Source organism: Nocardioides sp. (assembly GCF_030149505.1).
Lineage (GTDB): Bacteria > Actinomycetota > Actinomycetes > Propionibacteriales > Nocardioidaceae > Nocardioides.
The window spans coordinates 118238-131687 of record NZ_JASBRN010000053.1 but is presented as its reverse complement, the minus strand read 5'-3'; the positions used below and the strand labels follow the sequence as shown (position 1 = coordinate 131687).

General features: G+C 73.3%; 14 protein-coding genes. 6 read left to right on the top strand and 8 right to left on the bottom strand.

The window, feature by feature from the left end:
* Nucleotides 1–233 precede the first annotated feature (233 nt).
* The 3 genes from typA to heR form a co-directional block, all read right to left on the bottom strand.
* Complete coding sequence (gene typA, locus Q1V71_RS12000; protein ID WP_300644049.1) at nt 234–2129, bottom strand: translational GTPase TypA; 1896 nt, start codon at nt 2127–2129, stop codon at nt 234–236.
* Nucleotides 2130–2332: 203 nt separating this feature from the next.
* Entirely contained in the window at nt 2333–3040 is a 708-nt protein-coding gene (locus tag Q1V71_RS11995; RefSeq protein WP_300644048.1) for an SDR family oxidoreductase, read from the bottom strand.
* A 45-nt stretch (nt 3041–3085) separates the two neighbouring features.
* Complete coding sequence (heR, locus tag Q1V71_RS11990; RefSeq protein WP_300644047.1) at nt 3086–3883, bottom strand: heliorhodopsin HeR; 798 nt, start codon at nt 3881–3883, stop codon at nt 3086–3088.
* 163 nt (nt 3884–4046) lie between these two features.
* Between heR and Q1V71_RS11985 the strand changes: the two genes are divergently transcribed.
* The gene (locus Q1V71_RS11985; RefSeq protein ID WP_300644046.1) at nt 4047–4520 is read left to right on the top strand and encodes a PPOX class F420-dependent oxidoreductase; all 474 of its coding nucleotides are present in this window, start codon (nt 4047–4049) and stop codon (nt 4518–4520) included.
* Between the two features lie 183 nt (nt 4521–4703).
* Here Q1V71_RS11985 and Q1V71_RS11980 read toward each other — a convergent pair whose 3' ends face one another.
* A complete protein-coding gene (locus Q1V71_RS11980; protein ID WP_300644045.1) occupies nt 4704–5465 on the bottom strand; it encodes a hypothetical protein in 762 nt (253 codons plus the stop codon).
* A 156-nt stretch (nt 5466–5621) separates the two neighbouring features.
* Between Q1V71_RS11980 and Q1V71_RS11975 the strand changes: the two genes are divergently transcribed.
* Complete coding sequence (locus Q1V71_RS11975) at nt 5622–6293, top strand: response regulator transcription factor (RefSeq protein WP_300644044.1); 672 nt, start codon at nt 5622–5624, stop codon at nt 6291–6293.
* A complete protein-coding gene (locus tag Q1V71_RS11970; RefSeq protein ID WP_300644043.1) occupies nt 6290–7534 on the top strand; it encodes a sensor histidine kinase KdpD in 1245 nt (414 codons plus the stop codon). The genes Q1V71_RS11975 and Q1V71_RS11970 overlap by 4 nt, the downstream gene beginning before the upstream one ends.
* An 87-nt stretch (nt 7535–7621) precedes the next feature.
* On the opposite strand, the gene Q1V71_RS11965 is transcribed toward Q1V71_RS11970, so the two are convergent.
* Entirely contained in the window at nt 7622–8311 is a 690-nt protein-coding gene (locus tag Q1V71_RS11965) for an aspartate/glutamate racemase family protein (protein WP_300644042.1), read from the bottom strand.
* Between the two features lie 139 nt (nt 8312–8450).
* Entirely contained in the window at nt 8451–9230 is a 780-nt protein-coding gene (locus Q1V71_RS11960) for an SDR family NAD(P)-dependent oxidoreductase (RefSeq protein WP_300644041.1), read from the bottom strand.
* A gap of 270 nt (nt 9231–9500) precedes the next feature.
* Here Q1V71_RS11960 and Q1V71_RS11955 point away from each other — a divergent pair, with 270 nt between their 5' ends.
* The 3 genes from Q1V71_RS11955 (at nt 9501) to Q1V71_RS11945 (ending at nt 12060) form a co-directional block, all read left to right on the top strand.
* Nucleotides 9501–9923, top strand: coding sequence for a hypothetical protein (locus Q1V71_RS11955; RefSeq protein WP_300644040.1), 423 nt, complete (start codon nt 9501–9503; stop codon nt 9921–9923).
* 320 nt (nt 9924–10243) lie between these two features.
* Entirely contained in the window at nt 10244–11497 is a 1254-nt protein-coding gene (gene mshA / locus Q1V71_RS11950) for a D-inositol-3-phosphate glycosyltransferase (RefSeq protein ID WP_300644053.1), read from the top strand.
* Complete coding sequence (locus Q1V71_RS11945; protein ID WP_300644039.1) at nt 11494–12060, top strand: YbjN domain-containing protein; 567 nt, start codon at nt 11494–11496, stop codon at nt 12058–12060. The genes mshA and Q1V71_RS11945 overlap by 4 nt, the downstream gene beginning before the upstream one ends.
* Nucleotides 12061–12141: 81 nt before the next feature.
* On the opposite strand, the gene Q1V71_RS11940 is transcribed toward Q1V71_RS11945, so the two are convergent.
* Together Q1V71_RS11940 and Q1V71_RS11935 are read right to left on the bottom strand one after the other, a co-directional pair.
* The gene (locus Q1V71_RS11940; RefSeq protein WP_300644038.1) at nt 12142–12417 is read right to left on the bottom strand and encodes an EAL domain-containing protein; all 276 of its coding nucleotides are present in this window, start codon (nt 12415–12417) and stop codon (nt 12142–12144) included.
* Nucleotides 12418–12435: 18 nt separating this feature from the next.
* Complete coding sequence (locus Q1V71_RS11935) at nt 12436–13407, bottom strand: DMT family transporter (RefSeq protein ID WP_300644037.1); 972 nt, start codon at nt 13405–13407, stop codon at nt 12436–12438.
* Nucleotides 13408–13450: the final 43 nt, after the last annotated feature.

The following is a 13450-nucleotide window of genomic DNA, read 5'->3' as shown; positions in this document are numbered from 1 at the left end:
GCGGGAGCAGGAACTCCTGATCCCGCACGACTGGGCGATACGAACGAGCCATGCCCAAGTATTTCGCCCCAGCCGCAAAAACGGGCCGATCTCGCCCGGCGATTTGCAACAGCCACCAGGTTGAACCGGAACGCCACACAGTGGGTCTCGTCGATCAGGACAGGCTCGCCGGCCCGTGCGGGGGGTCTCGTGGCTCGGCGCTGGCACGCCGCGCACCTCGACCAGCGGAGGCGTCAGCCCCGGGCGGCCTTGCGGGCCTGGCTGGCGGTCTTCGCGCGGGCGTTGGCGTCGAGCACGACCTTGCGGATGCGCACGGCGTCGGGGGTGACCTCGACGCACTCGTCCTCGCGGCAGAACTCCAGGCACTGCTCGAGGGAGAGCTTGCGCGGCGGGATGAGCTTCTCGAAGTTGTCGGAGGTGGCGGACCGGATGTTGGTCTGCTGCTTCTCCTTGGTGATGTTGACGTCCATGTCGTCGGCGCGGGAGTTCTCGCCGACGATCATGCCCTCGTAGACCTCGGTGGTGGGCTCGACGAAGAGGACGCCGCGCTCCTGCAGGTTGGTCATGGCGTACGCCGTCGCAGCCCCCTTGCGGTCGGCGACCAGCGAGCCGTTGTTGCGGCCGCGGATCTCGCCCGCCCAGCGCTCGTAGCCCTCGGAGATGTGGTGGGCGATGCCGGTGCCGCGGGTGTCGGTGAGGAACTCGGTGCGGAAGCCGATGAGGCCGCGCGCCGGCACCACGAACTCCATCCGGACCCAGCCGGTGCCGTGGTTGGTCATCTGCTCCATGCGGCCCTTGCGGGCGGCGAGCAGCTCGGTGATCGTGCCGAGGTACTCCTCGGGGGCGTCGATGGTCAGGCGCTCCATCGGCTCGTAGAGCTTGCCGTCGACCATCTTGGTGACCACCTGCGGCTTGCCGACGGTCAGCTCGTAGCCCTCGCGGCGCATCTGCTCGACCAGGATCGCCAGCGCCAGCTCGCCGCGACCCTGGACCTCCCAGGCGTCGGGGCGCTCGGTCGGGAGGATCCGCAGCGACACGTTGCCGATCAGCTCGGAGTCGAGGCGGTCCTTGACCAGGCGCGCGGTGACCTTGGAGCCCTTGACCCGGCCCACGAGCGGGGAGGTGTTGGTGCCGATGGTCATCGAGATGGCGGGCTCGTCGACGTGGATGAGCGGCAGCGCGACGGGGTTCTCCGGGTCGGCCAGGGTCTCGCCGATGGTGATGTCGGGGATGCCCGCGATGGCGACGATGTCGCCGGGACCGGCGACCTCGCCGGGCTTGCGCTCGAGGCCGTCGGTGATGAGCAGCTCGGTGATCCGGACGTTCTTGACCTCGCCGTCACGGCGCATCCAGGCCACGGTCTGGCCCTTCTTCAGGTTGCCCTGGTGGATGCGCAGCAGCGCGAGACGGCCCAGGAACGGGCTGGAGTCGAGGTTGGTGACGTGCGCCTGCAGCGGCGCGCCCTCGACGTACGTCGGAGCCGGGATGGTCTCGATGATCGTGCGGAACAGCGGCTCGAGGTCGGTGCTGTCGGCCGGGAGCGTGCCGTCCTCGGGCTTGGTCAGGCTCGCGACGCCGGCCTTGCCGGAGGCGTAGACGACCGGGAAGTCGAGCGCGTCCTGGGAGTGCGACTCGTCGAGCAGGTCCATGAACAGCTCGTAGGTCTCGTCGACGACCTCGGCGATCCGCGCGTCGGAGCGGTCGGTCTTGTTGACGACCAGGATCACCGGCATGTCGGCGTTGAGCGCCTTGCGGAGTACGAAGCGGGTCTGCGGCAGCGGGCCCTCGGAGGCGTCGACCAGCAGCACGATGCCGTCGACCATCGACAGGCCGCGCTCGACCTCGCCACCGAAGTCGGCGTGGCCGGGGGTGTCGATGATGTTGATGGTCATGCCGTCGGGCGCGGAGGGTCCGACGTACTTCACGGCGGTGTTCTTCGCGAGGATCGTGATGCCCTTCTCGCGCTCGAGGTCACCGCTGTCCATCACGCGCTCGGCCACGCCCTCGGCCTGGTGCGCGGAGAACGCCCCCGCCTGGTGCAGCATCGCGTCGACGAGCGTGGTCTTGCCGTGGTCGACGTGGGCGACGATCGCGACGTTGCGGAGGGAGGCGGTGCGGAGTTCGGACACGAACCACGAGTCTAGGTTCGGGTGAGCCGGTACGCCGATTCGTCGCTCGCCCGCGTGACGGGGGTCTCGTGGCGGACCGTCTGGTTGCAGGGATCCCCGGATATCAGGCTTTGCTGCCGTTTCGGGAGGGTTGCAACCCCTGACAAGTGACAGAAGAGCCTGATATCCGGGGATCCCTACGCCGGCCCGAGCCCCGAGACCCCTCAGCGCAGGACCATCTCCTTGCCGTCGACCACCAGCTCGGTCCTGTCCTCGCGGATCGCCTGGAGCACCAGGTCGACGAGCTCGCCGGCGGGGCGGCCGGCGGGCAGGCGCGGGGGCTCGCCGGCCAGGGCGCGGGTCTCCAGGCCGGTGTCGAGGTGCGGCGGGCGGATGTCGAGCACCCTGAGGGAGCGGCGCTCCTCGCGGCGCAGCACCTGCAGCCAGGTGGCGAGGGCGGCCTTGGCGGCGGAGTAGTCGGCCATGCCCGAGGTGGGCAGGTCGGCCAGCACCGCGGAGATCACCGCCACGGTGCCGCCGCGGCCCTCGGTGTGGCTGGCGCGCAGGTGCGGGATCGCGGCGCGGACCAGCGCGACCGGGCCGAGCACGTCCACGGCGTACAGCTCCTCGGCGACGGCCTCGTCGAGGTCGGCGGCCTTGCCGAAGGCGGCGACCCCGACGGTGACCAGCAGCAGGTCGAGCCCGCCGAGCTGCTCGACGGCGGCCGCGACCGTGGCGGCGCAGGCCTCCACGTCGATGACGTCGAGGGTCAGGGGATCGGTGGCGACGTCCTCGGCGACCGCGCGGGTGCGCTCGGGGTCACGGCCGGCGGCCACGACCCGGGCGCCGCCCTCGTGCAGGCGGCGGGCCAGCTCGCCGCCCAGCGTGCCGGAGGCGCCGACGACGAGCACGCGTGCGTCCTTGGTGTCCATGTCTCTCCTCCGTGTCTGCCTGGGCGGCTGTCCGTGTGGTCGCGGTCAGCCCGCGAGCGAGCCGCCGAAGATCTGCCAGGCCAGCGCGCTCTTCGCCACGAGGCTGAGCACGAGGTAGACCTTCTCGCCGTAGCCGTAGCTGGCCCATCGGCCGACGCCCTTGTACTGCAGCCACTGGTTGAGGCCGAAGCTGGAGAAGAAGACGAAGAGCGACACGAAGATCCCGAGCACGAAGCCGGGCACCTCGGCGGCGCCGACCAGGTTCACCGTGATGGCCACCCACGGCGCGAGGCCGGCGACGGTGCCGACCCAGAACGGCAGCATCGTGCGGGTCGGCTGGCCGGGCGGGTTCACGACCTCCTGGATCCAGCCGCACAGGATCATCGCGACGTTGGCGCCGATGATGGCGATGAGCGCGGAGACCTCGACGATCCCGTTGTAGAAGGCGATGAGCAGCAGCATGAGGGTCGCGCTGAAGGCGTACTCCACCCAGCGGAAGACGTTGACCCCCGCCCGCAGGTCCCGCTCGTAGCGGGCGCGCGCGACCGTGGCCGTGAGCCCGTGGTCGACCGCCGCGAGCAGCAGGAACGCCGCCACCGCGAAGCCGATCCGCACGTCGAAGAGCGCCTCGGGCGCCGGCGGCGGGGTGCCCGGCGGCCCCTCGGGGAAGGCCTCGACGACGGTGATCGCGAAGTCGCCGGCCAGCACCAACACCAGCACCGCCTGGGCGGCGTGGAGCACGGTGAGGCCGAGGTTCCAGCGGCGCAGGCCGGCCAGGGTCTCGGGGTCGGTGCCGGTCGCGGTGGGGTCGCCCGTCGAGGACGGGGGGCGGGTGCTGCTCATGCCCCCACTGTGACCCGTGGCGCTCACGCGAACGGGTGAGGGTGGCGGGTTGCTGGTGGGCGCCGCCCGCGACGGCGTACGACGGCAGCCGGCTGCGGCGTGCGTCACGGGCCGTGCGCGACCTCACTCGTGCGGGTGAAGCCCGGCGCGTACGTTCGAGGTCATGCCCACGATCGCCACCACCCGCCGGGTCGACCTCAACGAGCTGCTGCACTTCGTGCGGCCGCTGCACCACATGACCCTGGTGACCTTCCGCAAGGACGGCAGACCGCAGATGTCGCCGGTGACCGGTGGAGTCGACGGCGACGGGAAGATCGTCGTCTCGACGTATCCCGACCGGGCGAAGGCCGTGAACCTGCGCCGCGACCCCCGCTGCTCGGTGCTCGTGCACGGCGAGGAGTGGGACGACGCCTACGTGCAGGTCGACGGCGAGGCGACGGTCCTCGACATGCCGTCGCAGGCGGCCGAGGACGGGCTCGTGGAGTACTTCCGGTGCATCTCCGGGGAGCACCCGGACTGGGAGGAGTACCGCGCCGCGATGCGCCGCCAGGGCAAGTCGCTGCTGCGCATCACCCCGATGCACTGGGGTCCGATCGCCACCGGCGGGTTCCCGCCGGACCGTGCGCCCCAGGGCTGAGGCTCCCGTCGCGGGGTGGCAGGAATAACCGGATATCAGGCTCCTCTGCCGCTTCGGGAGGGTTGCAACCCCTGACAAGTGGCAGGAAAGCCTGATATCCGGGGATCCCTCCCCGCGGGACCCCGGCCCCGTCCGGCCCCGGTGGCCCGGGACCGGAGGGCAGCGGCATCGACCCGCACCGCGTCAGGAGCCCTCGGTCGTCTCCTCCGAGGGCTCCTCGGTCGCGTCGGTGGTCGCGTCGGTGGCCTCGTCGGTGGCCTCGGCCGTCGGGTCGGCCTCCTCGCTGGACTCCTCCTCGGCGCCGTCCTCGCGCACCGTGTCGTTGCTGCCGTCCGGCGGCACGTCGACCGCGGTGACGGTGTCGGCGACGATCACCAGGGCGTCCCCCTCCTCGTCCAGCTCGTCGTCGGGCAGGTCGAGCTCGTAGACCTCCTCCAGCACGTCCTTGTCGAAGCGGCGGATCGTGCCGCTGACCCGCACCTCGTCGGCGGGCGTCTGCCCGGCCAGGGAGTCCAGCGCACCGACGACCAGCACGCCCTGGTCGAGGTCGTCGTCGCCGAACTCGCCGTCGTAGGCGGTGAGGTAGCCGTAGTCGTAGTAGTCGTAGTCGTAGACGACCTCGGTCTCGGTGACGACCTCGTCGTCGTCGGCGTCCGGGGACCCGAGGCCGTCGCGGTCGATGCGGATGGCCTCGTCGGACAGCACCTCGACGACGTTGCCGACCGTGGTCACCTCCAGGCCCACGATGCTGTCGGTCGTCACCTCGGTGGAGGCCTCGATGTCGTCGTAGGTCGTCTCGACCTCGCCGGTGCCGAAGTCCTCCTCGCCGCAGGCCGCGGTCAGGCTCACCATCCCCAGGACCGCGAGGGCGGCCACGCCCCGGCGGGCGGTGGAGCGGCCGGTGGTGCTGCGGGCGGTGCGGATGGTGCGGGCGGTGGTCCTCATGGGTCCTCCTGGCAGGTCGGGTGTCCTGGTCACCACCCACGCTGCTGCGGGGTTGTCACCGGTCGACCATGGCCGTGTCACGAGTCCGTCACAGATCGTCGGCGGGGTCCGCTCGGGCGAACCGGACCGCCCGCGGCCGTGCCTACGGTGGCGGGCATGCAACAGGCGGTGCTGGTGGAGGACGACCCGGCGATGGCGACGGTGGTCGAGATGACCCTGCGCAGCGCCGGGTTCGAGGTGTCCAGCCACACCTGCGGCGAGAGCGGCCGGCGCGCGGTGGAGCAGGGCGGGGTGGACCTGGTGGTCCTCGACCTGGGCCTGCCCGACGTCGACGGGCTCGAGGTGTGCCGCCGGGTCCGGGCCGCCTCCGACGTACCCGTCATCGTCATCACCGCGCGAGACACGACCGCCGACGTCGTGGCCGGGTTGGAGGCGGGGGCCGACGACTACCTGACCAAGCCGTTCGAGGCGCCCGAGCTCGTCGCGCGCGCCCGGGCGCTGCGCCGCCGTGCCTCGCCGCGCACCGGGCCGCTGCAGGTCGGACCCCTGCTCATCGACCCCCTGGCCCACCGGGTGCACAAGCGCGGCGAGGAGCTCGACCTGACCGTGACCGAGTTCCGGTTGCTCGACGAGCTGGTGCGCCACGGCGGTCAGGCGCTGTCGCGCCAGCAGCTGCTCGAGCTGGTGTGGGGGCACGACCACCTGGGTGACTCGCGGGTCGTGGACATGGCGGTGCTGCGCCTGCGCGGCAAGGTCGAGGACGACCCCGCCGAGCCGCGGCTCGTGGTGACGGTCCGTGGCGTGGGGTACCGCCTGGAGCGGCCGTGAGGGGCGGCGCACCTCCCGTCGTACGCCGTTCGCCGCGGCGCCAGGCGCTGCTGACCCTGCTCGTGGCGACCCCCGTGCTGGCGCTGCTGGCGGTGGCCGTGCTCGCCCTCGTGACCGACTGGCGGCGCGGGGCGTTCGAGGAGAGCGCCGTCGCCGAGGCCCGCAGCGTCCTGGTGACCGCCCCGGACGGGCTGTCGGGGTCGGGCGCGGAGGCCCTGGCCCGAGCGTTGCGACGCCCCGGCGACCTCGAGGTCGTCATCGTGCGCCGGGCCGAGGTGGAGGGCTCCGACGACGGACTCGGCCTGGGCGACGTGCCCGACGAGCTGCAGCGCGCGGTCCTCGCGACCGCCCCCGACGGCGAGGCGGTCTCCGCGACCCGGACGACGATCGACGGCCAGGACTTCCTCGTCGCCGGCGGCACCGTGAGCGAGCCCGGCACGGGGGAGCGCGCCCAGGCCTACCTCTTCTTCTCCGAGCGCCCGGTCGCCCGCGGGGTGCTCCGCTCGGGCGTCCTGGTCGGCGCCATCGCCGTGGCCCTGCTCGCGCTCCTCACGGCGAGCGGATGGCTGCTCACGAGGCGGCGGCTGGAGGCGGTGGCGGTCGCGCGGGAACGCGAGCTGGCCTTCGCCGCTCACCTCGCCCACGAGATCCGCACCCCGGTCGGGGCGATGGTGACCGCGTCGAGCTTGGTCGACGACGCGACTCTGGCTGCCGCGCCCGAGGACGTGCGCGCGCCGATGCGGCTGATCCGCGACCAGGCCGGCCGCCTGGGGCGCGTGGTGGAGGACCTGCTGGAGGTGTCGCGGCTGCAGACCGGTCAGGTACAGGTGCGTCCCGAGCAGGTCGCGGTGCGAGAGCTGCTCGGGCGGGTGCGGCGCGACTTCGACTGGGAGACCGTCCGGGTCGTGGTCCACGGCGAGCCGGTGGTGCTGATGGATCCCCAGAGTCTCGCGCGGATCGTGGTCAACCTGGTCTCCAACGCCGTGCGGCACGCCGGTACCCACGTCGCGCTCACGGCCCGACGCGAGGGGAGCGAGGTGCTGGTCGAGGTCCAAGACCAGGGCCCCGGGCTCCCCCCGGCGGTACTGCACGACCTCGCGCGACGCCCCACCGACCCGCCGGCAGGCCGGGGGCTGGGGCTGCGCGTCGCCCGGGCGCACGCCGAGCTGCTCGGCACCCGGCTCGAGGTCGACACCGGTCCGCGCGGGACGACCGTCGGGCTGCGGTTGCCTGCCACCTGAGCCTGCTCCGGGGGCGTGGGGTCCGGACGGGACGGGACCGGGGCCCCGCGGACCGAGGACGCGCGGGGTCGGACGGCCCCGGGCGGCTCAGCCCAGGGCGCGGGCCAGCGCGGCCTCGACGTGCAGGCTGGTGCAGGGGAAGACCGGGATGTCGGCGTCCGCCTGGTGCACGAGCAGCTCGAGCTCGGTGCAGCCGAGGATGACCCCGCCGGCGCCTGCGTCCCAGAGGTCCTCGACCAGCCCGACGACGGTGCGTCGCGACTTGGTGACCACGCGGCCGTGGACCAGCTCGTCGTAGATGATCCGGTTGACGACCTCGTGGTGGTCGGCCGGCGGCACGTGGACCGTCAGGCCGTGCGAGGCGATCCGGTCGGTGAAGAACGAGCGCTCCATCGCGAAGGTCGTGCCGATGAAGCCGACCTCCTTCAACCCGGCGGCCTTGCACGCCTCGGCGACGACGTCGGCCAGGTGCAGCACCGGGATCGAGACCGCGGCCTCGACCTGGTCGAAGACGCGGTGGAAGGTCGTGGTGCAGAGCAGCAGGAAGTCCGCGCCCGCGCGCTCGACGCCCTGCGCGGCCTCGACCAGGATGCGCGCGACGCCGTCCCAGTCCTCCTTCTCCTGCAGCGCCGTCACCTCGGCGAAGTCGACCGACGCCATGATCGTGCGCGCCGAGGCGAGGTTGCCCAGCCGCTTCTCGACACCGGTGTTGAGGAGCTCGTAGTAGGCGGCGCTGCTCTCCCAGCTCATCCCGCCGATCAGGCCGATCGTCTGCATGCGGCGAGTCTGTCACGCGGCGTACGGCGCTCGGCCGGGCGTCCGGGGAGCGGGTCGCGTCCGGGAGCGGTCGGGTGCCGCTCAGCGACGTTCGCTTCCGGATCCGGATCGGTCGACGAATCGAACGTCGCCGCGCGGATCAGTCGTGGACGCGGTGGACCTTGTGCTGGGCGGCCTGGGCGCGGGGGCGGATGACCAGCTCGTCGACGTTGACGTGGCGCGGGCGGGTGACGACCCAGGTGATGGCGTCGGCGACGTCCTCGGCGACGAGGGGCTCGGCGACCCCGGCGTACACCTCGGCGGCCTTCTCGCGGTCGCCGCCGAAGCGGACCAGCGCGAACTCGTCGGTGCGCACCATCCCCGGCGCGACCTCCGTGACCCGGACCGGCTGGTCGAAGAGCTCCAGGCGCAGGGTCTCGGTGACGACCTGGGTGCCGTGCTTGGCCGCGGTGTAGCCGCCGCCGCCCTCGTAGGCGATCCGGCCGGCGGTCGACCCGACGTTGCAGATGATGCCGGCCTGGTCGCGGGCGCGCAGCAGGGCGGGCAGGAGGGCGCGGGTGACCTGGACCAGGCCGATCACGTTGACCTCGTACATCGCGCGCCACTGCTCCACGTCGGCCTGTGCGACCGGCGCCGAACCGAACGCCCCGCCGGCGTTGTTGACCAGCACGTCGAGGCTGCCGTCGCCCGCGCCCTCCCGCAGCCCGGCCACGGTCTCGGCCAGCACCGCGACGTCGCCGGCATCGGTCACGTCGCAGGTCACCGCCGTGCCGCCGATCTCCTCGGCCAGCGCCGCGATCCGCTCCGCCCGGCGCGCGGCGCAGACGACGTGGAAGCCCTCCGCGGCCAGTGCCCGGGCGGTCGCGGCGCCGATGCCGCTGCTGGCGCCGGTGACGACGGCGGTGCGAGGGGTGCTCATGGGCGCCATCGAACCACTCGGGCGGGGCCGGGGAGCAGGGCGGCGTCGTCAAAAGGCAGACCGAACGCATGCGACCGGCAGCCGCCCCCGCCTGGGCGAGCGCTGAACGGGCCAGCGCCGGCTGCTTCGGTCTGTCTTTCGACGAGGCCGCGGGTGCGACGAGTGGCACGACGAGTCGGGCTCGTCGGGCAGCCGACCCGGGTGTCGGCTGAGACGTCCTGGTCGGCGGGCCGCGGTGCTGGCACGATGTGCCGGACCCAGGAGGTGGATGTGCGCGAGTCGACGGTCGTGGTGATCGCGGGCGCGGTCGGTGGGCTGCTGTGGCTGGTCCGGTGGGTCGCCGACGTCGACGCGCTGCTGTGGCCGGGGGCGGTGCTGCTCTCGGTGGTCGCGCTGGCCGCCGGGGCCTCCCTGGTGCGGCCGGTGGTGCTGCGCGTGGTGGTCGGCACCTGCGTCGTCGCGCTGGCCTGGTCGCTGGCCGCCGTGGTCGGTGTGCAGGACTCCTTGGTCGTGGGCGGGGTGGTGGGAGCGGTCGTCGCCCTCGGCTGCCTGGCCGCCCTCCCGCGGACCCTGCGTGGTCCCGCCGGAGCCGGGGCCGGAGCGGCCGCCGAGCCGGCTCGGGCGCCCGTCGAGGAGGCGGCACCGACCGGGCCGCGCCGCCGGGCCGACCGCCGGTCCCGCCCCGGGCGCTGACCCGCTGTCCCCTGCCCCCTGCCCGCTGTCCCCTGCCCGCTGCCTGCGGCGGCGTACGGCGGCGGCGTACGGCGGCGGAGGGGCCGTGTCCGTCAGGTGGTCGGCACCCCCGGACGTCGACGACCCGACGACCCCTGCGCGCAGCCCCAGCCGACCGGGTGGGAATGCCGGGGGGCGGACCGGTGTTCACTGGTGCTGACCGGCAGACCCGGTCCGGGGACAGCCCCCGACCCAGAGACCCGCCCGAAGACCTGCCCAGACACCCACCGTCCCACCAGCCGTCCCACCAGGGGGAGCACGTGAGCGCTGTCGCCCGGCCCATGCGCCGGCTCGCGATGATCAGCCTGCACACCTCCCCGCTGGACCAGCCCGGCACCGGGGACGCGGGCGGGATGAACGTCTACGTCATCGAGCTCGCCCGCCGGCTGGCCCGGCAGGGCATCGAGGTCGACGTCTTCACCCGGGCGACCTCCTCCCGGCTGCCGGCGCTCGTCGAGGCCGCCGACGGCGTGACGGTGCGCCACGTGCACGCGGGCCCGTTCGAGCTGCTGCCCAAGGACGCGCTGCCGGGCCAGCTGTGCGTCTTCGCACGCGAGGTGCTGCGCGCCGAGGCCGCCCAGCCGCGCGGGCACTACGACGCCGTGCACTCCCACTACTGGCTCTCCGGGCAGGTCGGCACGCTCGCCGCCGACCGGTGGGGCGTGCCGCTGGTGCACACCATGCACACGATGGCCCGGGTCAAGAACGCCTCGCTCGCCGACGGCGACACCCCCGAGCCGGCGTCGCGGGTGATCGGCGAGCAGTCGGTCGTCGACGCCGCCGACGTGCTCGTGGCCAACACCGACATCGAGGCCAAGCAGCTCATCGACCTGTACGACGCCGACGCGAGCCGCGTCGAGGTGGTCCACCCCGGGGTCGACCTGGAGGTGTTCCGGCCCGGCTCGCGCGCCCGGGCGCGGGCCGCCCTGGACCTGCCGACCGATGCGCAGGTCGTGCTCTTCGCCGGCCGGATCCAGCCGCTCAAGGCCCCCGACGTGCTGCTGCGCGCCGTGGCGGTGCTGCTCGCGCAGCGTCCCGAGCTGCGGGGCTCGCTCGTGGTGCCGGTCGTCGGCGGACCGTCCGGGTCGGGCCTGGAGCACCCGGAGTCGCTGGCCGAGCTGGCCGGGGAGCTGGGGCTGGACTACGTGGTGCGGTTCGTGCCGCCGGTGGCGCAGGCCGAGCTGGCCCGGTGGTACGCCGCCGCGACGCTGGTCGCCGTGCCGAGCTACAACGAGTCCTTCGGGCTGGTCGCGGCCGAGGCCGGTGCCTGTGGCACCCCGGTGGTGGCCGCCGCCGTGGGCGGGCTGCCCACCGTCGTACGCCACGAGCGCAGCGGGCTGCTCGTCGACTCCCACGACGAGGCCGACTGGGCGCACGCGCTGGGTCGGGTGCTGACCGAGCCCGGGTTGCACGACCGCCTGGCGGCGGGCGCGGCGCTGCAGGCGCGGCAGTTCTCCTGGGACGCCACCGCAGCGGCGATGTTGCGCACCTACGAACGGGCCCGCTGGCAGCTGCGGGCGGAGGCCTCGGCATGAGCGGGACCGACGACGTCCAGGGCGCGGGCCCCGAGCGCACCACCTCGCCCGAGCGCGAGGCCGCGCTGGCGACCGTCCGCGAGCACCTGCGGGCCAGCGAGCTGGAGTTCAAGGAGGAGCCCGAGGGCGTCTTCTCCTTCTCGCTGCCCGGGGAGAAGAAGCTGCAGACCGCCGTGCGTCTCGACGTCGCGCTGCACTCGCTGGGGGTCCACGCCTTCGTCGCCCGCAACCCCGACGAGAACCACGAGGGCGTCTACCGCTGGCTGCTGCAGCGCAACCTACGGATGTACGCCGTCTCCTTCGCCATCGACCGCACCGGCGACATCTACCTGGACGGCCGGATCCCCCTGGCCGCCGCCAGCCCCGAGGAGCTCGACCGGCTGCTGGGCTCGGTCCTGACCTACGCCGACGAGTCGTTCAACCCGATCCTCGAGCTCGGCTTCGCCACCGCCATCCGCAAGGAGTGGGAGTGGCGCACCGAGCGGGGCGAGTCCACCGCCAACCTCGAGGCGTTCCGCGGCTGGCTGGAGGCCGGCGAGCGGCCGGGGGCGACCGAGGGCTGAGCTGGGGTAGTCCGAATCACTTCTGATGCTCAGCTCGAGCTGAGGATCAGAAGTGATTCGGAGTATCCCGACCGCGCCCCCTCAGACAGCCGCCCGCCGAGCGGCCCCACCCGGACCCCCGGGCCCACCCGATCCCCCGAGCACCAGCTCGGCAGCCGGGACGGGCCGCCCCAGGTGGTAGCCCTGGGCCAGCCGGACACCCAGGGTGCGCAGGACGGACGCCTGGGCGAGGTTCTCGACGCCCTCGACCACGACCTCCATCGGGGCGGTGTCGAGCAGCCCGAGCACGGCGCGCAGCAGGTCGAGGTCGGCGGGGGAGTGGTCGATCCGGCTGACGAGCGAGCGGTCGACCTTCACAGTGTCGGACTACCCCCCTCACGCAGGCGCGGCCGCGTCCGCCCGCACCCGCGGCTTGCGCCGGGCGACGGCGAACCCGACCAGGCAGAGCAGGCCTCCGGCGTACGCCATGGTCGGGGGCGTCTCGCCGAGCGCCAGCCAGCCCATGAGGATCGTCAGCGGCGGCACGAGGTAGGTCGTGACGCCGAGCGACGAGGCCGACATGTGCTGCAGCGCGAAGGCGTAGGTGGTGAAGGCGATCGCGGTCGGGAAGATGCCGAGGTAGACCAGCCACCACACCGACGACGCCGGCGCGGTGCCCAGCTCGTCGAGGAGCGCGGGCGCGAACGGCAGGCACACCACTGCGCCGATCGTGCACGCCAGCCACGTCACGTGCACCGCCTGCAGCCGCGCGACGAGCGGCTTCTGCAGGATCAGGCTGATCGAGTAGACCGCTGCTGCGAGCAGCACCAGCGCCACCCCGAGCACGTCGCGGCTCTCCGCGCCGTCGGTGGAGATGCTGATCAGCCCGACGCCGGCGAAGGCCAACGCCAGCCCGAGCGCGAGGTACGTCGTGAACCGCTCGCCCAGGAACACCGCCGCCAGCGCCGCGATCAGCACCGGCGAGAGCTGGATCAGCATCGCGGCCGTGCCGGCGTCGACCCGGGTCTCGCCCTCGTTGAGCGCCACGTTGTAGACCCCGAACCACAGCACGCCGATCGCCGCCAGCGACACCCACTCGCGCCGCGTCGGCCGCGGCATCCCGCGCGAGAGCGCCACCACGCCGAGCACCGCCGCCCCCACGAGCAGTCGCCCCAACGACAGCGGCCCGGCCGAGAAGTCCTCACCCAGGTAGCGGATCGCGACGAACGCCGAGGCCCAGAAGACCAGCGTCGTCGCCACCGCCGCCAGCGGCAGCCACGTCGGTACGCCGGCGGCGGACCCGCTCGGGGCCGGGTCGGTCGCGCCGGGGCCGGTCGCTGCTGGTTCGGGGGCGGTCGTCGATGTCACGACCAAAGACTACGGACGCCCATGGCATCGCGTCGCGCGGGTT